This is a genomic window from Pseudonocardia sp. NPDC046786, assembly GCF_040645415.1.
Taxonomy (GTDB): domain Bacteria; phylum Actinomycetota; class Actinomycetes; order Mycobacteriales; family Pseudonocardiaceae; genus Pseudonocardia; species Pseudonocardia kongjuensis.
Map to the genome: position 1 here is coordinate 32,826 of NZ_JBEYYF010000017.1, position 22,336 is coordinate 55,161.

The window sequence follows — 22,336 nt, forward strand, 5'->3', positions numbered from 1 at the left end:
GCAGCGGCGCTCCCGGGCCGGGCGCAGCGCGCGATCAGGCGGAGCGCACCGGGCGGAGCTTGCGGACCAGACCGTCGATGGCCAGGGCGTAACCGTCCACCCCGAACCCGACGACGATCCCGGCCGCCACCGGCGACACGTAGGAGTGGTGCCGGAAGCCCTCCCGGCCGTGCACGTTCGAGACGTGCACCTCGACGGTGGGCAGCTCGGCGCCCTCGATCGCGTCGTGCAGCGCCACCGAGGTGTGGGTGTAGGCGGCCGCGTTCAGCACCAGGCCGAGCGCGGCGCCGCGCTTCACCGCGGCGCCGGCCTCCTGGATCCAGTCGACCAGGGTGCCCTCGTGGTTGGTCTGCCGGAAGTCGAGCTCCAGGCCGTGCCCGGCGGCGGTCGTCGCGCAGAGCGCCTCGACGTCGGCGAGCACGGTCGTGCCGTACACCTCCGGCTTGCGGACGCCGAGCAGGTTGAGGTTCGGACCGTTGAACACGTACACGGTGGTCACCGCCGTGATCCTGCCACCTCACCCGGTCCAGCCCGGGCGGACCAGCCCGGACTCGTAGGCCAGCACCACCAGCTGCGCCCGGTCCCGCGCGCCGAGCTTGCTCATCGAGCGACTGACGTGCGTCTTCGCGGTGGTCGGGCTCATGTGCAGGCGGGCGGCGATCTCGTCGTTGGACAGACCGGCGGCGACCTCGACGAGCACCTCCCGCTCCCGGTCGGTCAGCGCGCCCAGGCGCGCGGCGCCGGCCGGGCCGCCGCGGGACCGGGCGGCGAACTCGGCGATCAGGGTGCGGGTGACGCCCGGCGCGAGCAGCGCCTCGCCGTCGTGCACGACCCGGATCGCCCGGATCAGCTCGGCCGGCTCGGCGTCCTTCACCAGGAAGCCGCTGGCGCCGCCGCGGATCGCATCGAACACGTACGAGTCGTCGGTGAACGTGGTCAGCACGATCACCCGCACCGCCCCCAGAGCGGGATCGGCGCTGATCTCGCGGGTCGCGGTGATGCCGTCGGTGCCGGGCATCCGGATGTCCATCAGCACCACGTCCGGCAGGTGCTCGCGGGTGGCGGCGATCGCCTGGGCGCCGTCGGCGGCCTCGGCGACGACCGCCAGGTCCGGCTGGGACCCGAGCAGCGCCCGGAACCCGGACCGGACGAGGGCCTGGTCGTCGGCCAGCAGCACCCGGATCACCGGTCCACCCTCCCCGCCGGGAGGGTGGCGAGCACCCGGAACCCGCCGGACGGCCCCGGGCCGGCCTCCAGGGTGCCGCCGACCGACCGGGCCCGCTCCCGCATGCCGGTCAGTCCGGTGCCGTCGGCGACGCCCTCGGCGGGGCCGCGGCCGTCGTCGTCGATCCGCAGCTCGAGGGAGTCCGCTGAGTAGGTCAGGGCGACGACCGCGGTGGCCGCACCGGCGTGCCTGCGGGTGTTGGTCAGCGACTCCTGGACGATCCGGTACGCCGCCAGATCGGTGCCGGTCGGGAGCGGCCGCGGCTCGCCGGTGGTGTCCCGGCGCACCGGCAGCCCGGCGGCGCGGGCCTCGTCGAGCAGTGCGTCGAGCCGGTCCAGGCCGGGGGTGGGCAACCGGGGCGCCGCCTCGTCGACACCGCGCAGCACGCCGAGGGTGGAGCGCATCTCGCGCAGCAGGTCCCGGCTGGCCCGCTTGATCTCGATGAGCGCGGTGCGGGCCTGTTCCGGGTCGTCGTCCATCAGGAACAACGCGACGCCGGCCTGCACGTTGATCAGCGACACGTGGTGGCCGAGCACGTCGTGCAGCTCCTGGGCGATCCTCAGCCGCTCCTCCCCGATCCGGCGGTGGCGCTCCTGCTCGGCGGCGAGGCGGGCCTGCTCGATCCGCTCCCGGCGGACCCGCCACAGCAGCCCGGCGGCGAACAGCACGGCGATCCAGGCGAGCAGCGGCCCGGTCGCGGACCACGGCACCGCACGGCCGGTCAGCAGCAGCCAGCCGAGCAGCGTCGCGGCTGCGGCACCGACCACCGCGAGCGCCCGGTGGTGGTGCCCGGCCGCCACCGCGGAGACCAGCGCGACCGCGAAGGCGAGCCCGGTCGGCCCGGCGGGCGGGTAGCCGAGCCCGAGGTAGGCGACCACCGCGCCGGCGGCCACCGCGAGCGCCGCGACCCGGTTCGCCCGGCGGAACACCAGGGCGAGCGGCCCGGCCGCGAGCAGCGCGATCCCGATCCCGTCCAGCGTGCCGGCCGGAGCCGCGTCCCACGGCCGGTGCAGCGCGAACGCGGTGCCACCCGCGGTGAGCAGCGCGACCACGGCCGGCAGGACGAGGGTCCGCAGCACCCCGCCCCACCAGCTCGGACGGGTCGGGGTGGGCACGGGCGTCACGGTAGACCGGGGGGCCGACGATCTGCGTCGTCCGCGCGGAGACGGCCGCGCTACCGCACCGGGAGTACCCGGCAGGGTCCGACCGGCACCGGGGCAGCAGGCCGATCGGCGACCACCGACGGACGCGCCGGCCCCGGCCCCGCCGCCACGCTGACCGGCATGACCGACACAGTGACCACCGATCCCGACACCTCCGACACATCCGGCACGCCCGTCCCGGCCGGCGCGCACCGGACCGTCCCGCCCGGAGGGGACGCCGTGCTCGCCTCGGACGCCGAACGCGAGCACGTGACCGACCGGCTGCGGGCGGCCGCCGCCGAGGGCAGGCTGACCCTGGTCGAGGCCGACGAGCGGCAGGCCGCCGCGTACGCCGCGCGGACCCGCGACGAGCTGGTCCCGCTGGTCTCCGACCTGCCCCGGCCGGCCCGGCCACCGCGCCCCCGGCGCGGGCCGCTGACGCCGCGGGCCCGCCGGATCCTGGCCGTGCACGCCGGGGTGACCGCCGCGATGTTCCTGCTGATGGTGCTGCCCTGGCTGCTCGGCGCCGCCCCGTTCGTGCCGGTCGGACCGGTGCTGCTGATGCTGCTGATCCTGTTCGTGCACTCCCGCCGGGCCGAGCGGGAGCCCTCGCCGGACACGACCGTGCCCGACGAGCTCCGGTGACCGGGACCGCCGAGCGGCGCGCCGGCACGGCGGCGGCACCGCGCCGGCTGGGCCGCCGCCCGCGTGCGGTGCTGCGGACCGCGCATGTGGTGCTGGCGATCGGGTGGACCGGGCTGTCCGCGGTGCTGCTCGTGCTCCCGGCAGCGGCACTCGTCCAGGGATCGGGATCGGAGTTCGCGGTGCCCGCGATGGCGCTGGTCGGCGGGGGTCTCGTCCCGTTCTTCGCGGTCGGGACCGTGCTCACCGGCGCCGCGCTCGGGATCGGGACGCCATGGGGGCTGTTCCGGTACCGCTGGGTCGTCGCCAAGACGGTGCTCGCGCTCGCCGTCATCGCCGGCTCGGTCGCGATGAACACCGGCTGGATCGACGCCGCCGCGGCCGATCCGTCGCTGCTGTGGCCGCTGCTGCTCAGCGCGGCACTGCACCAGGTGATGCTGCTGTCGGCGACCGTGCTGTCGGTGGAGAAGCCGTGGGGACGGCTGCGCCGCTGTTGACACGCAACCATTTGGTTGCATAATTGGTCTCGTGACCGCCGTGGACGCCGTCTTCCGGGCCCTCGCGGACCCGACCCGGCGCCGCATCCTCGACCGGTTGCACGAACGGGGCGGGCAGGCGCTCGGCGAGCTGTGCGAGGGGCTGGGGATGAGCCGGCAGGCCGTGTCCAAGCACGTCGCGCAGCTCGAGTCGGCCGGGCTGCTGTCCGTCGTACGCCGCGGCCGGGAGAAGCTCCACCATCTCGACCCGGTGCCCATCCAGGAGATCCACGACCGGTGGATCGGGAAGTTCGAGCGCAGCCGGGTACAGGCGATCACCGCCCTGCGCGCCGCGCTGGAGGACGGCGATGACCGAACCGAGTGACCGCAGCTACGTCTACACCACCTACATCCGCAGCACCGCCGAACAGGTGTTCCGGGCGCTGACCACGCCCGAGTTCACGATGCAGTACTGGGGCGGCGCCGAGCTGACCTCGGACTGGCGGGTCGGCAGCAGGCTGGAGGCACTGCATCCGGACCGGGAGGACTTCGTCGGCGAGATCGTCGCCGTCGAGCCGCCGCGCCGGCTCTCCTACACCTTCACCGGACGTGCCGAGGAGGAGCGCGGACGACCGCCGACGCTCGTCGAGTTCACCGTCGACCCGTTCGGCGACGAGGCGGTGCGGCTGCGGGTCGTGCACACCGGGTTCACCGCGGACGAGCAGGGCGACCAGGACATGCGCGACGTCGGCGAGGGCTGGCCCGCGATCTTCGCCGCGCTGAAGACGCTGCTGGAGACCGACCGGCCGCTGGCGTCGCCGGGGCACTTCGCGCCCCGGATCCCGGCCCGCGCCTGACCGGGTGGTGGCCGGCCGGCGGTCAGCGGCGCCGGAGCCGGGACCACCACCGGCGCCGGACCGGCGCCGCGGTGCCGTCGTCGTCCCCGGCGCCGGACCGGGCGGACGGTCCGACGGGCGTCGGCCGGGGACGCTCCCGGGCGGCCCGCCACCGGGCGACGATCGCGTCGGCGTCCGGCCTGCGGATCGGCACCCACGGCCCGACCGGGTACCGCATGTGGTCGACGACCCGCGCGTCGATCTCCTCGACGTGGTCGCGGACCCGGCGCTCGTCGGTGAACCGGGCGACGGTCCCGTCGATCCGGTCGAGCTCCTTGCGGAGCTGGACGGCCGGCGGCAGCAGCGCCTCGCCGGAGAGGCCCTCGCGCTCCAGGTAGCCGCGCACCCACCAGTTCGCGTCGACCGGGCCGGTCCGCCCGGCGCCCGGGAGCGGCTCGCCCCTGCCGGGCAGGTCGTCGAACTCGCCCCGCTCGACGGCCTCCCGGATCGCACGCTCCACCGGCGACTCGGAACGCGGGTCCGCAGCGTCCATCGGCGATCACCCCGGGACCGACGGTACCGCCGCGGAGACGTTTCCTGTCGGGGGTCGGGTCCACACTCCCGGCATGACCGACACCAGCCCGCTGATCGACCGCTCCCGCACCATCGACCTCGCCCGGCACCACCCCGGCCGCCGGGCCGGGCACGTCGCCGCGCACGTCCGCGGCACCGGCCTGCCGGACCGGAACTGGCGGCTCGGCGCCGACGGGGAGCTGCGCACCGCCCGGCTCCTGGAGCCGCTGACCGGCCGCACCCGCCGCGACCGGTTGCTGCACCGGCCACCGCGCTGGCGGGTGCTGCACTCCGTCCCGCTGGACGGCGGGGCCGCGGATCTCGATCACGTGCTGATCGGCCCGCCGGGGATCTGCGTGATCAACACCAGGCACCACCGGCACCGCACGGTCCTGCTCGACGGCGACCGGCTGGTCGTCTCCGGCACCGCGACCGACGCCGTACCGCGGGCCCGCACCGAGGCCGACCGGGTGCGCGAGCTGCTGCTGCCCCGGCTGGGGCCGGACGGTGCCGGGGTGCCGGTGCGTCCGGTGATCGCGGTGGTGGGCACGCCGGTACGGGTGCGCCGCTGGCCGGACGACGTGGTCGTCGCGACCGAGGGCGCGCTGGTGCCCGCCCTGCGCGGGATGGCCCCGGTACTCGATCCCGGGGAGGTGGACCGGATCCACGCGATCGCCCGCCGACCCGCGAGCTGGGTCTGAGCGCGGGCCGGGAAGCGGCTGGGCCGGGCTCTGCGGGGGCTGGGCGGGGGCTGGGCGGGGGCTGGGCGGGGGCTCTGCGCCGGCTTCGTGGGGGCTCCGTGGGTCATTGCGCCGACGTGCACTACGCCACCGGCCCCTTCCCGGCCGCCGATCGGGTCAGCATGCTCTGGCGGTGACCACCCCTGCTCCCGCACCGGCCCGGACCCGGTTGCACGCGCGACCGCTGCCCGTCACCGCGGGGGTCGCCGAGCTGGTCCGTCGGCTCGCCCACCGCGAGCGGATGGTCGCGTTCGCCGGTGGCTGGGCCTGGGGTGCGCTGGTGGCCTGCGATCCCGTGCTGGTCGCACCGCCGGGGGCGGATCCGTTCGCGGTGCTCGGTTCGGTCCCCCGGCCGGGTTCCGGCCCGGAGCACCGGGGGGTGGGCGGCGGCTGGTTCGGCGCGCTCGACTACGCCGAGCCGGGGATCCGGCCCGGATCGGTGCTGGGCTGGTACCGGGACGTGCTGCGGCAGGACGGGGACCGCTGGTGGTTCGAGGCGCTGGTGTCCGGCGGGATCGGCGGGTCCGAGGATCTCCCGGTGCACCCCGACGAGGACTCGGCGGAGCGCCGGCTCGCCGAGCTGCTCGCGGACCTGGACCTGGACCGAGGCGCGCGCAGCGCCACGGAGGGTCCCGGCCCCGCCGCGCCGGTGCGGCTGGAGGTCGAGCGGTGGCCGGACCGGGACGCACACCTGGCCGCCGTCGAGCGGTGCGTCTCCGAGATCCGGAGCGGCGAGATCTTCCAGGCGAACATCGCGACCGAGCTGCGGGTCCGGCTGCACGGCGACGTGCACGAGGCGTGGGCGTCACTGGTCGGCGACGCGCCGCCGGCCCGCTCGGCACTCGTCGTCGCGCCCGGCCGGGTGGCGCTCAGCGCGAGCCCCGAGCTCTTCCTGCACCGCAGCGGGAACCGGGTCCGCACCGCGCCGATCAAGGGGACCCGCCCGCGCACCGGCACGGACGACGAGCAGGAGCGGCGCCGGCTCGCGGCCTCGGTGAAGGACGCCGCGGAGAACGTCATGATCGTCGACCTGATGCGCAACGACCTGGCCCGGGTCGCGGTACCCGGCGGCGTCCGGACCGGTCGGTTGCTCGGAGTGGAGCCGCATCCCGGGGTGTGGCACCTGGTCTCCGAGGTGTGCGCGACGCTGCGCGAGGACGTCACCGACCACGACCTGCTCGCTGCGGCGTTCCCGCCCGGCTCCGTGACCGGCGCACCGAAGATCCGGGCCTGCGAGGTGATCGCGGAGTGCGAGGGCCGGGAGCGGGGCCTGTTCACCGGGGCCGTCGGCGGGATCAGCCCGCTGGCCGGGCTGGAGCTGAACGTCGCGATCCGCACCCTCGATCTCGGCCCGGCCGGGCCGGACGGGACCCGGCGTGGGCGGCTCGGTGTGGGTGGCGGGATCACCGTCGACTCCGACCCGGCCGAGGAGTTCGCGGAGTGCCTCACCAAGGCGGCGCCGGTGCTGGCGGCGCTGGGCGGTCCGCCGTCCCCGCCGACGGTCGCGGTGACCCGCCCCGCGGACCGCGCCGCGGGCCTGTTCGAGACGCTGGCCTGCGCCGACGGCCGGGTGGCCCGGATCGGGGAGCACGCCGCCCGGCTGCGGCGCAGCTACCTCGCCGTCACCGGCCGGGTGTTGGCCGCGCCGCTGGAGGCCGAGATCACCGCCGCCGCCCGCGGGCTGACCGGGCACCACCGGCTGCGGATCGAGGCGCTGCCCACCGACCCGGCGCGGGTCGTCGTACACGCGACCGCCTGGGCCGGCCCGGTCCCGGTCGACGACCAGCCCGGCCTGGTGCTCGACGTCCGCCGGGGCACCGACGGCGAGTCGCACAAGTTCGCCGACCGGCGCTGGCTGACCGGGCACGAGACCGCGACCGGCGAGCACACCCCGCTGCTGTGCGACCCGGCCGGGAGCATCCTGGAGTCGGCCCGCTCCGCGGCCGGCGCAGTGCACGGTGGACGGTTGTGGGTGCCCCCGTTGGACGGCCGGATCCTGCCCGGCACCGGGCGCCGCGCGGTGCTGGACCTGCTGCCGCCGGGAGCGATCCGGATCGCCCCGCTGCCACTCGGCGAGCTACCGCAGGCCGACGGGTTCTTCCTGGTCAACGCGCTGCGCGGGATCCAGTGGGTGCGCGAGGTGCAGGAGGACGGGATCCCGGTCGCCCGGTGGGACGCCCCGGACCCGTTGACCCGCCGGCTGGCCGCCGGACTGGACCGGACCGCACCCTGATCCGCCACCGGGTCCGGCCCCGCGCCGCACCCCGACCGCGCCGCCGCACCCCGCCCGGACCACATCGCACCTCCCGCTCGACGGCGCACCGTGTAGCGACGGTGCGACACCGACGGCGGGGTGCGAGACAACCTCCGGAGTGCGAGGCGGCACCCCCGACCCCGTCCCACCGTCCCGTCCGCGCCCCGGCCCCCGGCTCAACCCGCCAGATCCAGCAGGATCCGGGCCGGCTCGTCCGGCCGGTTCTGTGGCACCAGGTCCGTCGAGTCGATCTCGGCGTAGCGCCAGGCCGCGGAGCCCCGCGCCCGGGCGGCCGCGGCGGCGAACGCCCCGCCGGTGACGTCCTCCCGGACGGCCCGCAGGTAGGTCCGCCCCAGCGGCCACTCCTCCACCGGGCGGGACAGCCGCACCGGCTAGGTGAACGTCCGGACCGGCTGCGGCGAGCGCCGCGGCGCGGGCCAGGCGGCCTCCGCCGGATCGTCGTAGTGCCGCTCCGATCCCGGCAGCAGCCAGGGCGCCCCGAGCCCGTCCGCTCCGGGCGCCGGCACGAAGGTCGTCGTGGGAGGCAGTGTCACCCGGCACGGCGGCGTCGACCGGCGGGGGTTGACCAGCGGGCATTGACCACCCGTCACGCCGTGGCGGACGATCCGGGCGAGTCCGATCCGACACCAACGGCGGTGCGCTCCCATGACGACCGAGACCTTCACCTTCACCGGCCGCGACGGCACGGCCGTCACCGCCTACCGCTGGCTCCCCGACCGCGCGGACGGCGGGGCCGTGCGCGGGATCGTCCAGCTCACCCACGGCATGGGCGAGCACGCGCTGCGCTATGTCGCGCTCGCGGAGCAGCTGACCGGGCGCGGCTTCGCCGTGTACGCCCAGGACCACCGCGGGCACGGCGCGACGGCCGGCGGCCCGGACGGCTACGGCGTGCTCGGCGAGGACGGCTGGGACCAGCTCGTCACCGACGTCGGGCTGCTGTCCGGGCACGCCCGGGCGGCGCACCCGGACACCCCGCTGGTGCTGCTCGGGCACAGCATGGGGTCGTTCGCGGTGCAGCAGCACCTGGTCGCCGACGTCGACCCGCCGGACGCGGTCGTGCTGTCCGGCACCACCGTGCTCGACCTGATGGAACAGGGCCTGGACCTGTCCGGTCCGCTGGACCTGTCGTCGTTCAACGCGCCGTTCGAGCAGCGCACCGGGTTCGAGTGGCTGTCCCGCGACCCGGCCCAGGTGGACGCCTACGTCGGCGACGCGCGCTGCGGCTTCGGCCTGGACCTGCCCGGCACCCGGGCGATGTTCGCCGCGGCCCGCCCGCTCGCCGACGTCGCGACCCTGAAGCGGATCCCCGGCGGCCTGCCGGTGTACGTCGTCGTCGGCGACGAGGACCCGGTCAACGCGGGCCTGGCACTGGTCCGCCCGCTCACCGAGCGCTACGCCGCGGCCGGGCTGTACGACGTGACGCTCCGGATCTGGCCGGGCGCCCGGCACGAGGTGTTCAACGAGACCAACCGCGACGAGATCGTCGCGGACCTGCAGACCTGGCTGGACCGGGTCGTCCCCGAACGGAAGGACGAATAGTGCGCGTCGACACCACCGGAGGCTTCTCGGCCGGCCCGCTGGAGACCGAGCAGACCGCGGTCGAGGCGGAGAAGGACGGCTACGACACCCTCTCGGTGCCGGAGACCTCGCACGACGCCTTCGTCGCGCTCGCCCTCGCCGCCCGCGCCACCAGCCGGATCCGGCTGCAGTCGGCGATCGCGGTCGCCTTCGCCCGGAACCCGATGACGCTCGCCTACCAGGCCAACGACGTCACGCTGGTCTCCGGCGGCCGGTTCGATCTCGGGCTCGGCTCGCAGGTGAAGCCGCACATCGAGCGCCGGTTCGGGATGCCGTGGAGCAGGCCGGCGGCGCGGATGGAGGACTTCGTGCTGGCGCTGCGCGCCATCTGGGACGCGTGGGCGACCGGCGACCGGCTGCGCTACGAGGGCGAGTTCTACTCGCACACCCTGATGACCGAGTTCTTCTCGCCCGGCCCCAACCCGCACGGCACGCCGCCGGTGATGCTCGCCGCCGTCGGCGAGCGGATGACCGAGGTGGCCGGCCGGGTCACCGACGGCCTGCTGGCGCACTCGCTGACCTCGCCGTCGTACCTGGTGGAGGTCACCCTGCCCGCACTGCGCCGCGGCCGCGGCGACACCGGCACGCTCGACGGTTTCGACGTGTGCCTGCCGGTGTTCGCGGTGCTCGGCGCCGATCCGGACGCCCGGGCCGCCGCCGCGGCCGGGGTGCGCAGGCAGATCGCGTTCTACGCGTCCACCCCGCCGTACCGGCCGGTGCTGGAGCACCACGGCCGCGGCGAGCTGGCGGACCGGCTCAACCGGCTGTCCCGGCAGCAGGCCTGGGACGAGATGGCCGGTCTCGTCGACGACGACGTGCTGGACCTGTTCGCGGTCTCCGGCACCCCGCAGGAGGTGGCCGCCGGGATCGTCGCGCGCTACGACGGGCTGGTCGACCGGGTGACGCTGAACACCCCCTACGACGCCGATCCGGCGCTGGTGCACGACACCGTCGCCGGGCTGCGCACCGCCTGACCGGCCCCGCGGACGACGACGGGCGGCGCCGGACGCACCGGTCGCCGCCCGTCCCCGCGGGTGCCGTGGCTCAGCGCAGGCCGAGCTGGCTGGCGCAGGACGGCCAGGCGCCCCAGCCCTGGCCCTCGAGCACGTTCTCCGCGACGCGGATCTGCTCGGCCTTGCTGGCGTTGTGCGCCTCGCCGCTGCCGCCGTAGGCCTTCCAGGTCGACGGCAGGAACTGCAGGCCACCGGAGTAGCCGTTGCCGGTGTTGATGCTCCAGTCGCCGCTGGACTCGCACTCGGCGAGCTTGTCCCACGTCGAAGTGGGCACCGTCTGGTTGGGCGCGACGGTCTGGGCGGGCGCGACGGCGGCGGCCGGCGCGACGGGGGTCGGGGTCTCGGGGGCGGCGTTCGCGGTGCCGGCCAGGGCGAGCGGGGCCCCGAACGCGAGGATGCCGGCCGTCAGAGTTCCGACAAAACGCCCACGGATGGACATACGGGTGCTGCTCATCGTGATTCTCACCTGGATCCGGACCCACGGCTTTCCGGGCGGGCCGTCCGACGCGGGGAGCGACGTCCGGTCTCACGGAGCTGCGCCCGTGGCCCGCGGCCCCGTCCCGTCCGTGGCGGATCGACTGGCCGGTGACCATGGGACGGGGCCGTCCTGGCGTGGTGGTTCCGGCGCTTCGGTGCACGCTCCCGCCGCGGAACGGCCGGGAGCGACCACGAAGGTCGCCGACATCCCGAGATCGGGTCAAGCCGAGTCCCGGTGACGTATCACACCGGGATAACGAGAATCCCCGTCGTTGCAGTTCAGAACCGGAAAGCGCGATCACGGACGATCACCGCCCGGATCGTCTTGCTTTCATTCCGGAGATGTTCAGCGGGGTTTCCGGCCCGGATCACCGACCTTGCGCATGGTGAACACGGCGACCCGGACGACCATCGCGTCCAGCAGCAGCGCGCCGAACATCCACGGGTCCAGCCAGGCCGTCCAGGACCCGCCGCCGGCGACCGAGACCAGGCCGGGCACCAAGAACAGCGCCACCCCGAGACCACCCGCGACGGCGGCGGTCAGCAGCGCCGTCGCGTCGGCGTGGCGGACCACCATGGCCAGCGCGACACCCGCGACGATGGCGACGATCCCGTCCAGCGCGGCCAGGATCGGCCCCTCGGCGCCGGTGCCGGCGGCCAGCCGGGCGTGCACCAGCGCGGTGAGCGCCAGCAGCACGATCAGGATGCGGCGCCCGACGACCGGTCCGCGATCGACACTCGCGGAGCTCACCGCTACCGCACCCTCAGGACCAGCAGCCGGCAGTCCACCTGCTGGCCGGAGCGGTAGGGGGCGATCTCGATGGAGACCGCCTCGACGAGATCGCCCGCGCACAGCCGGTCCACCTCGGCGCGGTAGCCGCCGGACTCCCACACGTCGTCCAGCACGGTCGCGACCAGGAACCCGCCGGGCCGGATCACCCGGGCGAACTCGGACAGCGCCGACGGCCCGACGTGTGCGTGGGTCAGCGTCCCGACGCAGACGACGACGTCGTAGCGGTCGTCCGGGAGCTCCAGTGCGGCCGTCAGGTCGGCCTCGCGCAGGTCGCGGTAGACGCCGGTCGCACGGGCCTGCTCCAGCATCCCGGGCGAGAGGTCCAGCCCGTCGATCGTGCCGACCCCGCGCCGGTTCAGCTCGACGCCGACCAGGCCGGTGCCGCAGCCGGCGTCCAGCACCTCGCCGCCGGTCCCGGCCGCGGCGACGACGGCGTCGGCGGTCACCGACGGTGCGACGTAGCCCTGGGCGTCGCCGGTCAGGTCGACGTCGTAGGTGGCGGCCCAGTCGTCGTAGAGGGCACGGGCGTCGTCCGGGCCGCTCAGCGTGTACGCGCGTTCCAGGTGGGGGTCGCCCCCGGTACTCGTGGCCATCCGCCGATCATCGTGGAGACCGGCCCGGCTGTCATATGCCGGGGTGCGCCGGAGCGCCGGGAACAGCCGGATGATCAGCGCTGAACGGTCAGCGCCGGAGCAACCCCCGCTGCGGCCGGCCGGCCGCGAGGAACGACAGCGCGCAGAGCGCACCCCAGCCGGCCGCGACCATGGTCGCCTTCTCCCGGGCGTCCCGGTCGGGCAGCCGGGAGCCGAGCACCGCGAGATCGGCGACGTCGGCACCGACCCGGACGGCGATCGCCGTCGTCAACGGGGTGCCGGCCGGCGCGAACAGCATGGCCAGGCCGGACGCGATGTCCCGGCCGCCGACCGCCATCGTGAACGTCCGCTGCTCGGAGGTCGGCTCGCCGCCGTCGCCGACCAGCCCGGTGGGGCGCAGGAACAGCTCCGGCCTGGCGGTGATCGCCGCGCCGTAGGCGGCGGTGGCCGCGCCGAGCAGGCGCGGGATCCAGGTCAGGTCACGTCGGGCCATGCATCCGGCATACCCGCTCCGGGCGCGGCCCATCCCAGGACGGCGGGACCGGCATCGCCGGTGCCACGACGGTGCCCAGCACGAGCAGCGCACCCCACGGCCCGAGCACCCACAGCGGCCAGCTGTGCAGGCCCCCGCCGCCGAGCGCGACGGCCGTCCAGACCACCAGGCAGATCAGGCCGGTGAGCAGCCACGGGCCCCAGGCGGCGGTGAGCGCGATCCGCCTGCCCCGGGCGGCGCGCGCCGGATCCGGCAGTCGCGGCAGGTCGGCCAGCACGGCGGCCAGCTCGGCCCGGGTGCGGGCCGCGGTCACCCGGCCGCTGCGCTCGGCGAACTCGGCCAGGTCCAGGCGGCCGTCCCCGACGTGCCGTCCGAGCCGGTCGATCGCCTGCTCGCGCTCGCGGTCCCCGATGCGCAGGTCCATCCGCCCGCTCCTTCCGATTGGATACCAGAACTATCCGATATCCGATCGGGGTCGTCAAGCCGGAATCACATCTCGTCGAGGAAGGCCAGCGCGGCCTCGGCGGACACCAGCCGCCAGGTGACGAGCATCCGGTCGAAGTCCCCGGTGGCGTCCTGCCCGGTGCCGTCCCGCTCGCTGCGCAGCGCCGCGACGATCGGCTCCAGCTCCCGGCGCTGCGCCGCGACCAGCGGCGCCGGGTCCTCGCCGCGCCGGTGCAGCACGGCCAGCTTCAGCAGGAACTCCGAGCGCAGGTCCCGCACGTGCGGCACCGGGGCGGCCAGCCAGGCCTCGACGCGCTCGCGACCGGACGCGGTGGACGCGTAGAGGGTGCGCGGCGGCCCGCCGCCGGTCTCGACCGCCTCGGCGGTGATCAGGCCGGCGTCGACCAGCCGCCCGATCGCCCGGTAGACCACCGGCCGCGGGATCTGCCAGACCCGGCCCAGGTGCCCGTCGGCGGCGGTGAGCGCGGCGATCGCGAAGCCGTGCACCGGCCGTTCGCCGGTGACGGCGAGGACCGTCCACTCGGCGAGCCCGAGCCGGACCTGCGTCATGCGCCCCAGCCTAGGTTCACCGGTTGACGGCGGCCTCGTTGCCCAGGTCCCAGGAGAAGCCGCGGTCGTAGAGGAACCTCAGCTCCGGATCGCTCTCCAACAGCAGGTCCTGCCCGTCGCCGCGCAGGGCGACCCGGCCGTCCGGCCGGACCTCCCAGCTCAGCTCGACGGTGCGCTCGGTGTCGCCGAACATCGGCTGCGCCCCTGCGGTCACCGGCCGCAGCGTGGCCTCGACGACGCCGTCGCGGACCGGCCGGTCCCGGTGACGAGATCGCCGTTCGCGAGCCGGACCGACAGCCCGGCCGCCCCGGGGACCGGGTAGCTCGGGATCGGGATCTCCGGGCCGTCGTACACCCACTGCCCGAACGCGACCGACTGCCGGCGGGGGTCGTCGGCGAGCCGGGCCGCAGCCGGGGCCGGGTCCTCAACCACCCGGTAGACGCCCGGCAGCACCAGCTCCGACTCCACCCGCGGCGGCTGCCCCTGCCAGAACAGGACGCCGCCGAGCAGCACGACCAGCACGCCGAGCGCCGGGGACGTCCACAGCAGACCCATCGGGCTCTTCTCGCCGACCGTGGTCAGCGCCGCGGAGTAGTCCAGCCGGCTCATCTGCGTCAGGTTCAGCTTGGACCAGCTGTAGGGGATCATCCAGACGATCAGCAGGAACCGGAGCAGGCCGTGCAGCACCCACAGCACGGTCCTCCACCGTGGACGAGCTGACGTCGGACCGGCCCCGGGGTGCTCACAACCGACGCACCCTAGGCCGGGCGGAGTATCCCGCGCAGCCGGTTCTCGGCCCCCGCCACCCGCGCCGGGCGTCCCGCATTGAGACGCACGGGCGGGGGCGGTCCGTGGAAGGATCGCCCGCGACGTTCCCGACGACCGCGAACAGACGACCGTGAACAGACGACCGTGAACAGGAGGCCGGCGTGATCCTCATCGTCCTCAAGGCACAGATCCGCCCCGACAAGCGCGACGAGTGGCTGTCCGGGATCTCCGAGTACAAGAAGAACGTGAACTCGGAGCCGGGCAACATCTCCTTCGACTACCACGAGAACGTCGAGAAGGAGAACGAGTTCGTGATCGTGGAGGTGTTCCGCGACGGCGACGCCGGCACGGCGCACGTCAACACCGACCACGCGCAGACGTTCTTCCCGTTCATGTCGACCGTGGTCTCGGAGAAGCCGAAGATCAACTACCAGGACATCGACGGCGACGTGTGGAACGAGATGGCCGAGGTGACCCCGCAGTAGCGGCGCACCCCGCGCACACCCGCGCACACCCACCGACGCCGGCGCCCCGCCGCAGGGGCGCCGGCGTCGTCGCGTTCCGGGGCACGCCGGGCAGCCGGGGACGATCGGGACGGGGGCGCACCGCCTGCGGGCGCCTCCCGGCGACCGGGCAGACTCTCCCCAGAAGTCGATCTTTGCGCCGGACAACCGGACGGTGCGACGACGACCGCACGGCGCCGCACACCCCCGAGCGGCGCGGGACCGACGAGGAGCACCCGGGATGGACACCCCCACCGCCGCAACCCCCGACCGGCAGCGCACCCGCCGCATCGCCGCACTCGCGCTCGGCATCACCGCCGTCGCCGGCGTCGCGCTCGGCGGCACCGCCGTCGCCGCCTCCCCGGCCGCGCTGGCGGCCTGGTCCCAGCCGCTGGTGCCGGGCACCCCCTGCTCGATCACCGCCAGCGCCTGCGTCGACCTGGACACCCAGCGGTCCTGGCTGATCACCGACGGGAAGGTGGTCCGCGGACCGGTCCCGATCGCCTCCGGCGGGCAGGGCCGGGAGACCCCGGTCGGCCACTCGCTGCGCGTCTACCGCAAGGAGGCCACGCACGTCAGCCAGGAGTTCCTCGGCGCCGACGGGCGGCCCGCGCAGATGCCGTGGTCGGTGTTCTTCGAGGACGGCGGGATCGCCTTCCACGGCGGCGACCCGGAACGCGCGTCGGCCGGCTGCATCCACCTCGACGACGCCGACGCCCGCGCGTACTTCGAGCACCTGCAGATCGGCGACCAGGTGCAGGTGGTCAGCGCCGCGGCCGAGGCCGCCGCCCGCAGCTCCGCGCGCTGACCGCGGGCCCGGACGATCACCGCATCGGGGGTTGCTCCGCCTTCCGGGTAACGCGCGACCCGCCCAGGCGCGACACACCGGTCGTACCGCCCGTTCCCCACCCTTTCCGGAGCGCCCCGATGGCCGAAGACCAGACCGCACGCCCGTCGCCGGTCGCACTCGCCCGCCGGGCCGCCCGGCTGACGCTCAGCGCGGGGGTCCGGGCCACCGCGGCGCCGGTCCGCGGCCTCGCCCGGCTCGGCCGGGACGACGCGGACCCGCGCTGGGCCGGGCAGACCTGGCTCTGGCAGCCCGGCTGGGGGCGGCGCACGCACGACCGGCTCTACCGGCATCCGGATCCGTACTCGATCGGGCTCAACCCCTACGAGCAGCAGAAGTACGCCGCCGTGATGGACGCGCTGTCCGGCCGCCGGTTCCGGCGGGTGCTGGAGGTCGGCTGCGGCGAGGGCGACCTGTCGGTGCGGCTCGCCGGGCACGCCGACGCGCTGCTCGGCGTGGACATCTGCACCGCGGCGGTGGAGCGGGCGGCCGCCCGGGTCCCGTCGGGGACGTTCGTCCGCCGGACGCTGCCGCGCGAGATGCCGGACGGCACGTTCGACCTGATCGTCTGCAGCGACGTCCTCTACTACTGGGAGCCGGTGACCCTGCGGGTCGGCATCGCGGCCCTGCTGGACCGGCTGCGGCCGGGCGGTGCGCTGCTGGCCTACCACTACCGCGGCGACTTCGGGCAGGTGAACAACGCCGACGCGGTGCACGACGGGTTGCACGCGGCCGGCACCGCGCGCGGCCTGGACACCCGCCGGCAGGAGACCGTCGAGGGGGTCGGCCCCGGGGCGGCCGGGGCCCGGTTCTCGCTGGTCGTGCGGCCGGTCACCGCGCAGCCGCCGGTCGGCGGCGCGGCGGCGGTGCCGCAGCCGCGCACCGCGGGCACCGACGCACCCGCCCGCCCGCGTTCCTGAGTACCGGGCTGCACCGGACGGCAGAGCGTCCGCTGGACCGTCCGGCAGTTGTCGTCAGGGCGACGTGGACCTGTCGCGGCCTGCGCGAACGCAGTTAGCGTTGCGCCCCATGACGGTCGACGCGGACGGTCCCGCCGGGATGGCCGACGCCCGGCGGGTGGTGACGATCCCGGAGCTCTCGGCGCCCAGCTACCTGCAGGCGGTGCTCTCGGTCGCCTACCGCGACGAGCGCAACAGCGTCCCGCTCACCGTCGCGACCCCGGCCGGGCTGGTGTTCGGCAACGCGGTGCATCCCGCCGCCTGGCTGCGCCGGCTCGGCGACCAGCTGCGCGGCCTGACCGCCGACGACCCGCGCAACGAGTCGGCGCAGGCGATGGCGCAGATGTTCGACGACATGGCCGACGGCCGCGGCGACGAGCGCCCCGGCGTGGACGTCCCGGTGAAGGACATCCACTGGATCTACTTCACCGACGCGCTGATCGTGCCGACGGCGGCGGCCGGGCCGAACTACGTCGATCCCGCCTGCTGGCAGGTGGCGCTGCGCGAGGTCACCGCCTGGACGATCGGCCTCCCTCCACGATAGTGACCACGGTCACTCACACCTTCGCGTGAGGATCGGCCGTTGCGGGGCCTCACACGTGTGTCGGGCGGATCAACGGGGCACTGGATGTCACCAGGCCCGATCCGGTTCCCTCACCCGGCCCGACGGATCTCGGGCCACGATCAGGAGGCGTGAACACCATGAGCACCCCCACCGACGCGAAGACCACCGCAGCGAAGGCTCCGGCCGTCACCGGCACCCCGTCGGCCCTGCAGTCCGAGCACGGCAGCACCCGGATCGCCGAGACCGTCGTCTCGAAGATCGCCGGGCTGGCCGCCCGCGAGGTCAACGGCATCTACGCACTCGGCGGCGGCGCGGCCCGCGCGTTCGGCGCGCTGCGCGAGCGCATCCCGGGCGGCACCACCAACGCTTCGCAGGGCGTCTCGGTCGAGGTCGGCGAGAAGCAGGCCGCGGTCGACATCAACGTCGTCGTCGAGTACGGCGTGTCCATCGCGGACCTGGCGAAGGCCGTGCGCCGCAACGTCATCTCCGCGCTGGAGCGGATGACCGGGCTCGAGGTCGTCGAGGTCAACATCTCGGTCGACGACGTGCACCTGCCGTCCGACGACGACCACGAGGACGCCAAGGAGACGAAGCGGATCGACACCCCGTCGCGGGTGGCGTGAACGCCCCGGTCGCCGCGGCCGGAACCGATGCCGACCGGATCGCCGTCGCCACGCTGAGCTGCCCCGCGGTGGCCCGGCTGCACGGCGGCCGGTTCGGCGAGGTGGCAACCTACCTGCCCGGCCGCCGGATCGGCGGCGTCCGTCTGCGGTCCGCACCGGATGGCGATCCGGCCGGCGTGCAGGTCGAGGTGCACGTCGTCGGGCGCTACCCGACGGCGGTCGCCGAGATCGCCGACCAGGTCCGCACCGCGCTGCGCCCGATCGTCGGGTCGGCCCGGGTGGACGTGGTGGTCGGCGACTACGCCGGCGAGACCGAACCGGCACCCGTCCGGCCATCGGACTCGACACCGGCCACCAGCGAGATCGAGCACCCGTCCGCGGACCGCGGCTGAACCGCCGCCGGAGCTCCATCCACCCGGCTCCATCCACCTCTTCAAGGACGTGACCGCGATGCCCACTATCACCAACACCCAGATCGGCCTGCTCGCCGGCCTGCTCCTCGGTATCGCCGGGGTGGTCGGCGGGTTCGGCGGGTTCGTCGTCGCACTCGTACTGGGTGCGGGCGGCCTGCTCGCCGGACGCTGGCTGGACGGCGGGCTCGACCTGACCGAGCTCTCCGAGCGCTCCGGGCTGACCGGGCGCGGTTCCGACCGGGTCCGGTGATCCGGCCGTGACCACCACCGTCCCGGAGTCACCCGGCGCACCCACGGTCGATCCGGCCGCCGAGCAGCGCGGCCGGGTCGACGTGGCCGACCAGGTCGTCGAGAAGATCGCGGTCGCCGCGCTCGCCGAGACCGACGGTGTCGGCGGCGCGACCGGGACCGTCGACCGGATGCTCGGCCGCGACGAGAGCGGCGGCCGCCCCCGGGTGACCGCCTCGGTGTCCGGCCGGTCGGTCCGGCTCGACGCCCGGATCTCGGTCGGCTACCCGTCCCCGGTCGCCGCGACCTGCGACCGGGCCCGCGCACACGTCGTGCAGCAGGTGCAGTCCCTGACCGGCCTGGACGTGGCCCGGGTGGACATCGCGGTCGCCGCGCTGACCCACCCGCGGGCGGCCTCGACGGGGAGGGATCTCGCATGATCCGCCGTCCCCGCCGCTCGGTCGCCGCGTCGCTGGTCGCGCTGGTGCTGCTGGCGGTCTGCGTGCTGCTGGCGGTGGCCGTGGTGCAGCAGCTGCTCGGGCAGCAGCCGGTGCTGCCGTTCACCGACCTGAACGCGCTCGCGGCCGGCCTGACCGGCGCCGACGTCGCGTTCCTGGTGCTGTCCGGGGTGCTCGCGCTGGCCGGTCTCGTCCTGGTCCTGGTCGCGCTGCGGCCCGGCACCCCCACGGTGCTGCCGCTGGCCGGCCGGGACGGCGCCGCCACGACCGACACCGGCATCACCCGGCGCAGCCTGGACCGGGCGCTGTCCGATGCCGCCACCGGCGTCGACGGGATCGCCCGGGCGAACGTGTCCAGCACCCGCCGCCGGGCGACGGTGTCGGCGCACGCGTCGTTCGGCGACGCGACCGCGCTGCGCACCGCCGTCCGGGACGCGGTGTCCGAGCGGCTCGCCGCGATCGGCCCGGCCCGCAGCCCGCGGGTCCGGGTGAAGGTCACCGGAACGAAGGAGTCGTGATGGCCGCCGCCAATCCCCCGGCCCGCCTCAACCGGAGCCTGCTGCTGCTGATCGGCCTCGTGCTGCTGGTGGCGGGCGCGGCCGGGCTGGCATTCGGCACCGGATCGCTGCGGGCGCTGCTGCCCGGTCTCGATCCCTCGGTGCCGCTGCTGCCCGCCGCGCTCGATCCGCCGACCTGGGTTCCGTGGGTGACGCTGGGCGCGGCCGTCGTCGTCGGGCTGCTGGCCCTGCGCTGGCTGCTGGCCCAGGCCCGGCGCCGGCCGCGGACCTCGGACTGGACGCTGCCCGCGGCGCAGGTCGCCGGCCGCGACGCCGGCATCACCCGGCTGCACTCCGATCACGCCGCCGCCGCGCTCGCCGCCGACGTCGAGTCCTACGACGGCGTCCAGCGGGCCGCCGCCGTGCTCGTCGGCGACCGGGCCCGGCCCGAGGTGCACCTGGACGTCACCGCGGAGACCGGGGCCGACCTGGCCGCGCTGCGCGACCTGATCGACGACCACGCACTGCCCCGGCTGCGGGCGGCGCTGGGCGCCGACGGCGGCCGGACCGAGCTGGTGCTGCGGCTGGTGGAGCCGAAGCGGACCACCCGCGTCGGTTAGCGGGAACCGTCCACGAAGGTCGTCCCGGCGATCCGCAGGCCGCTGCCGCCCGCCATCCGCAGCAGCCCGGCCATCGCGATCACCAGCCCGGCCATCTCGCAGGTCTCCTCGGCGCCGGCCAGCAGGTTGTAGCCGAACGCGTGCACGTCGCCGGTCTGCTCGAACACCAGCCCGCCGACGGCCTCCAGGCCGACCGCGCCGAGCAGGAACACGGCCGCACCGGCCACCACGATCCAGCTGCCCGGGCGGCGCAGCAGCATCGGCAGGCAGAGCGCGGCGAGCACCAGGACCAGCACCGACGCCGGGATGATCCAGGCGTAGGTCAGCAGACCGCTGGTGCCGAACGTGGTGTGGATGACCCAGCTGACCTGCTCGTGGTTCGCGGCGGTCTCGTCCATCGCGACGACCGCGCAGGCCAGGCTCAGCAGGATCCACCGCCAGCGCTCGCGGCGCACCGAGTTCGCCGCGATCAGCGCGAGGATCGCGGCGTTCGCCAAGTGCATCGCCGAGCTGAACCAGGTGGAGATGTTCAGCTCGTTGCCGAGCCGGATCGGCGCCGGGATCTCGAACCCGGGCCGGCCGACCCCGTACACGGCGGCCCCGAAGTGGGCGGTCGCCAGCAGCGCCGCGATCACGCCGGCGGCCACCACCACCCGGGACGGCCGGAGCAGGGCCAGGTGTGGTGCCCCGGCCGGCGGCTGCGCGGCCGGGGAGTGCTCGGCGGGCGCGGGCGCCCGGGCGCCGGTCGGCGCCGCACCCGCCTCGCGCTCGTCGAACCGCGGGATCACCTCGGTCGCCGGATCCTCGTCGGCGCTGCGCGCCAGGTGGTGCTGGGCAGTCATGTCCCCTCCTTCTGCGCGGCCGGGGGGTTCGTCCCGGCACCGGGCCCGCGTGACTCCGCGTCGTTCGGGGAACGGGAGGCGCAGGACGGGCGTCGGGACGTCGGCCGTCAGGTGGCTGAAAGGTAAACGAGCGTCCGTCCCATGGGAAACGCGGCACCGGTCCGCGGCGCAACCATCAGCCGTACGGGGCCCCGGCGTCACGACCAGGGGCGGGCCGAACGGGCCGCCCAGTACGCCTCGGCCGGCTCGGCCAGCGCGGTGAGCTCGTCCGCCGCCCCGGCCGGGACCGTCCGGGCCGCACCGGCGACGTTGCTGGCGAGCTGCGCGGTGTCCACCGGCCCGAGCAGCACCCGCCAGGCCCACGGGTTGGCCAGCGCCGCGGCGACGGCCAGCTGGTCCGCCGGCAGGCCGAGCCGGTCGGCGAGCGCGACGGCGGCGGCGTCCCCGCCCGGGGCCAGCCTGCCGTTCGCGAACACCTCCTTGACGATCACCCGGGCACCGGCGTCGGCGGCCTCGGCGAGCGCGGGCCCGGCCGAGGGTTCGAGCGGGTTCCAGGTGGACTGGAACGAGGTGAACAGCGGCTCGCCGCCCACCCGGACGTCCAGCGCGCGGCGCACCGCGTCGGCCTGCTCCGGGCCGGAGGTGGAGATCCCGACCCGGATGCCTCGGTCGCGCAGGTGGGCGAGCGCGCGGTGCACCCTGGCGTCGTCGAGCACGCCGGTGGCCGGCGTCGCCGAGTGCACGTGGTAGATCCCGAGCCGGTCGCCGAGCAGCTGGCCGGTCAGCGCGTACTGCTCGGTGAAGGCGTCCAGCGAGTGGTCCTTGATCTCGTGCCGGTCGGCGTCCATCCGCCACTCGCCGACGTAGCGGTACCCCCACTTCGAGCCGATCTCGACGTCGTCGATCTCCGGGTGGGCGGCCAGCCAGCCGGCCAGGAACTCCTCCGCGCGACCGTAGGAGCGGGCTACGTCGAGATAGCGGATGCCCGCCGCGTGGCCCGCGTCGAGCAGCTCGTGGGTGCGCGCCCGCAGGGTCTCGACGTCCCGGTCGGCGCCGAGCCGCTCGGCGCGGCCGGAGGTGATGTAGGCGGGGCGGGCGATGGCGGCCAGGCCGAGGCCGAGCCGGGACGCGGGGTCGGGCATG

The 22,336-nt window shown here is 75.4% G+C and carries 33 protein-coding genes and 1 pseudogene; 18 read left to right on the forward strand and 16 right to left on the reverse strand.

What is annotated here, in order from left to right; translation table 11 throughout:
• Positions 1-34: 34 nt before the first annotated feature.
• Genes aroQ through ABZ881_RS20380 form a run of 3 tightly spaced genes read right to left on the reverse strand, consistent with a single transcriptional unit; the run spans position 35 to position 2,340 of the window.
• Entirely contained in the window at positions 35-508 is a 474-nt protein-coding gene (gene aroQ / locus ABZ881_RS20370) for a type II 3-dehydroquinate dehydratase (protein WP_358486864.1), read from the reverse strand.
• Positions 509-517: 9 nt separating this feature from the next.
• Positions 518-1,186 (reverse strand): response regulator transcription factor, encoded by a 669-nt coding sequence (locus tag ABZ881_RS20375; protein WP_358486669.1) that lies wholly within the window; start codon positions 1,184-1,186, stop codon positions 518-520.
• On the reverse strand, positions 1,183-2,340 hold the full coding sequence (locus tag ABZ881_RS20380; protein WP_358486672.1) for a sensor histidine kinase: 1,158 nt from the start codon (positions 2,338-2,340) through the stop codon (positions 1,183-1,185). The genes ABZ881_RS20375 and ABZ881_RS20380 overlap by 4 nt, the downstream gene beginning before the upstream one ends.
• A gap of 168 nt (positions 2,341-2,508) precedes the next feature.
• On the opposite strand from ABZ881_RS20380, the gene ABZ881_RS20385 reads away from it, so the two are divergent.
• The 4 genes from ABZ881_RS20385 to ABZ881_RS20400 are packed head-to-tail and all read left to right on the forward strand — an operon-like array spanning position 2,509 to position 4,342.
• Positions 2,509-3,012, forward strand: a complete 504-nt coding sequence (locus ABZ881_RS20385; protein ID WP_358486674.1) for a DUF1707 domain-containing protein — start codon at positions 2,509-2,511, stop codon at positions 3,010-3,012.
• Positions 3,009-3,506, forward strand: coding sequence for a hypothetical protein (locus tag ABZ881_RS20390; RefSeq protein WP_358486676.1), 498 nt, complete (start codon positions 3,009-3,011; stop codon positions 3,504-3,506). Before ABZ881_RS20385 ends, ABZ881_RS20390 begins: the two co-directional genes overlap by 4 nt.
• Positions 3,507-3,537: 31 nt before the next feature.
• Positions 3,538-3,870 (forward strand): metalloregulator ArsR/SmtB family transcription factor, encoded by a 333-nt coding sequence (locus ABZ881_RS20395; RefSeq protein WP_358486678.1) that lies wholly within the window; start codon positions 3,538-3,540, stop codon positions 3,868-3,870.
• Positions 3,854-4,342, forward strand: coding sequence for an SRPBCC family protein (locus ABZ881_RS20400; RefSeq protein WP_358486680.1), 489 nt, complete (start codon positions 3,854-3,856; stop codon positions 4,340-4,342). The genes ABZ881_RS20395 and ABZ881_RS20400 overlap by 17 nt, the downstream gene beginning before the upstream one ends.
• Before the next feature lie 22 nt (positions 4,343-4,364).
• On the opposite strand, the gene ABZ881_RS20405 is transcribed toward ABZ881_RS20400, so the two are convergent.
• Entirely contained in the window at positions 4,365-4,874 is a 510-nt protein-coding gene (locus ABZ881_RS20405; RefSeq protein ID WP_358486683.1) for a DUF1992 domain-containing protein, read from the reverse strand.
• A 73-nt stretch (positions 4,875-4,947) separates the two neighbouring features.
• Between ABZ881_RS20405 and ABZ881_RS20410 the strand changes: the two genes are divergently transcribed.
• Together ABZ881_RS20410 and ABZ881_RS20415 are read left to right on the forward strand one after the other, a co-directional pair.
• Positions 4,948-5,595 (forward strand): nuclease-related domain-containing protein, encoded by a 648-nt coding sequence (locus tag ABZ881_RS20410; RefSeq protein ID WP_344021572.1) that lies wholly within the window; start codon positions 4,948-4,950, stop codon positions 5,593-5,595.
• 172 nt (positions 5,596-5,767) lie between these two features.
• Positions 5,768-7,867 carry a chorismate-binding protein gene (locus ABZ881_RS20415; RefSeq protein WP_358486684.1) on the forward strand — a complete coding sequence of 700 codons (2,100 nt, stop codon included), beginning with the start codon at positions 5,768-5,770 and terminating at the stop codon, positions 7,865-7,867.
• A 197-nt stretch (positions 7,868-8,064) separates the two neighbouring features.
• Here ABZ881_RS20415 and ABZ881_RS20420 read toward each other — a convergent pair whose 3' ends face one another.
• Both ABZ881_RS20420 and ABZ881_RS20425 read right to left on the reverse strand, forming a co-directional pair.
• Positions 8,065-8,277 (reverse strand): hypothetical protein, encoded by a 213-nt coding sequence (locus ABZ881_RS20420; RefSeq protein ID WP_358486686.1) that lies wholly within the window; start codon positions 8,275-8,277, stop codon positions 8,065-8,067.
• 3 nt (positions 8,278-8,280) lie between these two features.
• Positions 8,281-8,442 carry a hypothetical protein gene (locus tag ABZ881_RS20425; RefSeq protein WP_358486688.1) on the reverse strand — a complete coding sequence of 54 codons (162 nt, stop codon included), beginning with the start codon at positions 8,440-8,442 and terminating at the stop codon, positions 8,281-8,283.
• Between the two features lie 112 nt (positions 8,443-8,554).
• On the opposite strand from ABZ881_RS20425, the gene ABZ881_RS20430 reads away from it, so the two are divergent.
• The gene (locus ABZ881_RS20430; RefSeq protein WP_358486690.1) at positions 8,555-9,448 is read left to right on the forward strand and encodes an alpha/beta hydrolase; all 894 of its coding nucleotides are present in this window, start codon (positions 8,555-8,557) and stop codon (positions 9,446-9,448) included.
• Complete coding sequence (locus ABZ881_RS20435) at positions 9,448-10,461, forward strand: TIGR03617 family F420-dependent LLM class oxidoreductase (protein WP_358486691.1); 1,014 nt, start codon at positions 9,448-9,450, stop codon at positions 10,459-10,461. The genes ABZ881_RS20430 and ABZ881_RS20435 overlap by 1 nt, the downstream gene beginning before the upstream one ends.
• Before the next feature lie 94 nt (positions 10,462-10,555).
• Here the strand turns inward: ABZ881_RS20435 and ABZ881_RS20440 are convergent.
• The 8 genes and pseudogenes from ABZ881_RS20440 to ABZ881_RS20475 form a co-directional block, all read right to left on the reverse strand.
• Positions 10,556-10,939: pseudogene (locus ABZ881_RS20440) on the reverse strand (transglycosylase family protein); the annotation flags it as partial.
• 384 nt (positions 10,940-11,323) lie between these two features.
• Positions 11,324-11,728, reverse strand: a complete 405-nt coding sequence (locus ABZ881_RS20445) for a hypothetical protein (protein WP_344021580.1) — start codon at positions 11,726-11,728, stop codon at positions 11,324-11,326.
• 2 nt (positions 11,729-11,730) lie between these two features.
• Positions 11,731-12,363, reverse strand: a complete 633-nt coding sequence (locus ABZ881_RS20450) for a class I SAM-dependent methyltransferase (protein ID WP_358486693.1) — start codon at positions 12,361-12,363, stop codon at positions 11,731-11,733.
• A gap of 88 nt (positions 12,364-12,451) precedes the next feature.
• Positions 12,452-12,856 carry a hypothetical protein gene (locus tag ABZ881_RS20455; protein ID WP_358486696.1) on the reverse strand — a complete coding sequence of 135 codons (405 nt, stop codon included), beginning with the start codon at positions 12,854-12,856 and terminating at the stop codon, positions 12,452-12,454.
• Entirely contained in the window at positions 12,843-13,280 is a 438-nt protein-coding gene (locus ABZ881_RS20460; RefSeq protein ID WP_358486697.1) for a DUF1707 domain-containing protein, read from the reverse strand. The genes ABZ881_RS20455 and ABZ881_RS20460 overlap by 14 nt, the downstream gene beginning before the upstream one ends.
• Before the next feature lie 65 nt (positions 13,281-13,345).
• Positions 13,346-13,870 (reverse strand): PadR family transcriptional regulator, encoded by a 525-nt coding sequence (locus ABZ881_RS20465; protein WP_344021588.1) that lies wholly within the window; start codon positions 13,868-13,870, stop codon positions 13,346-13,348.
• 16 nt (positions 13,871-13,886) lie between these two features.
• Entirely contained in the window at positions 13,887-14,084 is a 198-nt protein-coding gene (locus ABZ881_RS20470) for a hypothetical protein (protein ID WP_358486699.1), read from the reverse strand.
• Complete coding sequence (locus tag ABZ881_RS20475; RefSeq protein WP_358486701.1) at positions 14,081-14,566, reverse strand: hypothetical protein; 486 nt, start codon at positions 14,564-14,566, stop codon at positions 14,081-14,083. Before ABZ881_RS20475 ends, ABZ881_RS20470 begins: the two co-directional genes overlap by 4 nt.
• A gap of 233 nt (positions 14,567-14,799) precedes the next feature.
• Here ABZ881_RS20475 and ABZ881_RS20480 point away from each other — a divergent pair, with 233 nt between their 5' ends.
• The 10 genes from ABZ881_RS20480 to ABZ881_RS20525 all read left to right on the forward strand — a co-directional run bounded on the left by ABZ881_RS20480 (position 14,800) and on the right by ABZ881_RS20525 (position 20,351).
• The gene (locus ABZ881_RS20480; RefSeq protein ID WP_344021591.1) at positions 14,800-15,123 is read left to right on the forward strand and encodes a putative quinol monooxygenase; all 324 of its coding nucleotides are present in this window, start codon (positions 14,800-14,802) and stop codon (positions 15,121-15,123) included.
• 259 nt (positions 15,124-15,382) lie between these two features.
• The gene (locus tag ABZ881_RS20485) at positions 15,383-15,949 is read left to right on the forward strand and encodes a L,D-transpeptidase (protein WP_344021593.1); all 567 of its coding nucleotides are present in this window, start codon (positions 15,383-15,385) and stop codon (positions 15,947-15,949) included.
• 119 nt (positions 15,950-16,068) lie between these two features.
• Entirely contained in the window at positions 16,069-16,908 is an 840-nt protein-coding gene (locus ABZ881_RS20490; RefSeq protein WP_358486704.1) for an SAM-dependent methyltransferase, read from the forward strand.
• Positions 16,909-17,017: 109 nt separating this feature from the next.
• Positions 17,018-17,491 (forward strand): hypothetical protein, encoded by a 474-nt coding sequence (locus ABZ881_RS20495; RefSeq protein ID WP_344021597.1) that lies wholly within the window; start codon positions 17,018-17,020, stop codon positions 17,489-17,491.
• Between the two features lie 158 nt (positions 17,492-17,649).
• Complete coding sequence (locus tag ABZ881_RS20500; RefSeq protein ID WP_358486705.1) at positions 17,650-18,135, forward strand: Asp23/Gls24 family envelope stress response protein; 486 nt, start codon at positions 17,650-17,652, stop codon at positions 18,133-18,135.
• A complete protein-coding gene (locus tag ABZ881_RS20505; protein WP_358486707.1) occupies positions 18,132-18,527 on the forward strand; it encodes a hypothetical protein in 396 nt (131 codons plus the stop codon). The genes ABZ881_RS20500 and ABZ881_RS20505 overlap by 4 nt, the downstream gene beginning before the upstream one ends.
• Before the next feature lie 67 nt (positions 18,528-18,594).
• The gene (locus tag ABZ881_RS20510; protein WP_344021775.1) at positions 18,595-18,798 is read left to right on the forward strand and encodes a hypothetical protein; all 204 of its coding nucleotides are present in this window, start codon (positions 18,595-18,597) and stop codon (positions 18,796-18,798) included.
• Positions 18,799-18,805: 7 nt separating this feature from the next.
• The gene (locus tag ABZ881_RS20515; protein ID WP_358486709.1) at positions 18,806-19,216 is read left to right on the forward strand and encodes an Asp23/Gls24 family envelope stress response protein; all 411 of its coding nucleotides are present in this window, start codon (positions 18,806-18,808) and stop codon (positions 19,214-19,216) included.
• A complete protein-coding gene (locus ABZ881_RS20520) occupies positions 19,213-19,752 on the forward strand; it encodes a DUF6286 domain-containing protein (RefSeq protein ID WP_358486712.1) in 540 nt (179 codons plus the stop codon). The genes ABZ881_RS20515 and ABZ881_RS20520 overlap by 4 nt, the downstream gene beginning before the upstream one ends.
• Positions 19,752-20,351 (forward strand): alkaline shock response membrane anchor protein AmaP, encoded by a 600-nt coding sequence (locus tag ABZ881_RS20525; protein ID WP_358486714.1) that lies wholly within the window; start codon positions 19,752-19,754, stop codon positions 20,349-20,351. Before ABZ881_RS20520 ends, ABZ881_RS20525 begins: the two co-directional genes overlap by 1 nt.
• On the opposite strand, the gene ABZ881_RS20530 is transcribed toward ABZ881_RS20525, so the two are convergent.
• Positions 20,348-21,193 carry a hypothetical protein gene (locus ABZ881_RS20530; RefSeq protein WP_358486716.1) on the reverse strand — a complete coding sequence of 282 codons (846 nt, stop codon included), beginning with the start codon at positions 21,191-21,193 and terminating at the stop codon, positions 20,348-20,350. The genes ABZ881_RS20525 and ABZ881_RS20530 overlap by 4 nt on opposite strands.
• Before the next feature lie 197 nt (positions 21,194-21,390).
• On the reverse strand, positions 21,391-22,335 hold the full coding sequence (locus ABZ881_RS20535) for an aldo/keto reductase (protein WP_358486718.1): 945 nt from the start codon (positions 22,333-22,335) through the stop codon (positions 21,391-21,393).
• Position 22,336: the final 1 nt, after the last annotated feature.

What these genes read in the sequence shown, in the direction of transcription:
- ABZ881_RS20385 (WP_358486674.1), top strand. Translation starts at nt 2,509, where the DNA reads ATGACCGACACAGTGACCACCGATCCCGACACCTCCGACACATCCGGC.
- ABZ881_RS20400 (WP_358486680.1), top strand. Translation starts at nt 3,854, where the DNA reads ATGACCGAACCGAGTGACCGCAGCTACGTCTACACCACCTACATCCGC.
- ABZ881_RS20405 (WP_358486683.1), bottom strand. Translation starts at nt 4,874, where the DNA reads ATGGACGCTGCGGACCCGCGTTCCGAGTCGCCGGTGGAGCGTGCGATC.
- ABZ881_RS20410 (WP_344021572.1), top strand. Translation starts at nt 4,948, where the DNA reads ATGACCGACACCAGCCCGCTGATCGACCGCTCCCGCACCATCGACCTC.
- ABZ881_RS20430 (WP_358486690.1), top strand. Translation starts at nt 8,555, where the DNA reads ATGACGACCGAGACCTTCACCTTCACCGGCCGCGACGGCACGGCCGTC.
- ABZ881_RS20450 (WP_358486693.1), bottom strand. Translation starts at nt 12,363, where the DNA reads ATGGCCACGAGTACCGGGGGCGACCCCCACCTGGAACGCGCGTACACG.
- ABZ881_RS20455 (WP_358486696.1), bottom strand. Translation starts at nt 12,856, where the DNA reads ATGGCCCGACGTGACCTGACCTGGATCCCGCGCCTGCTCGGCGCGGCC.
- ABZ881_RS20460 (WP_358486697.1), bottom strand. Translation starts at nt 13,280, where the DNA reads ATGGACCTGCGCATCGGGGACCGCGAGCGCGAGCAGGCGATCGACCGG.
- ABZ881_RS20465 (WP_344021588.1), bottom strand. Translation starts at nt 13,870, where the DNA reads ATGACGCAGGTCCGGCTCGGGCTCGCCGAGTGGACGGTCCTCGCCGTC.
- ABZ881_RS20485 (WP_344021593.1), top strand. Translation starts at nt 15,383, where the DNA reads ATGGACACCCCCACCGCCGCAACCCCCGACCGGCAGCGCACCCGCCGC.
- ABZ881_RS20490 (WP_358486704.1), top strand. Translation starts at nt 16,069, where the DNA reads ATGGCCGAAGACCAGACCGCACGCCCGTCGCCGGTCGCACTCGCCCGC.
- ABZ881_RS20495 (WP_344021597.1), top strand. Translation starts at nt 17,018, where the DNA reads ATGACGGTCGACGCGGACGGTCCCGCCGGGATGGCCGACGCCCGGCGG.
- ABZ881_RS20500 (WP_358486705.1), top strand. Translation starts at nt 17,650, where the DNA reads ATGAGCACCCCCACCGACGCGAAGACCACCGCAGCGAAGGCTCCGGCC.
- ABZ881_RS20520 (WP_358486712.1), top strand. Translation starts at nt 19,213, where the DNA reads ATGATCCGCCGTCCCCGCCGCTCGGTCGCCGCGTCGCTGGTCGCGCTG.
- ABZ881_RS20525 (WP_358486714.1), top strand. Translation starts at nt 19,752, where the DNA reads ATGGCCGCCGCCAATCCCCCGGCCCGCCTCAACCGGAGCCTGCTGCTG.
- ABZ881_RS20530 (WP_358486716.1), bottom strand. Translation starts at nt 21,193, where the DNA reads ATGACTGCCCAGCACCACCTGGCGCGCAGCGCCGACGAGGATCCGGCG.
- ABZ881_RS20535 (WP_358486718.1), bottom strand. Translation starts at nt 22,335, where the DNA reads ATGCCCGACCCCGCGTCCCGGCTCGGCCTCGGCCTGGCCGCCATCGCC.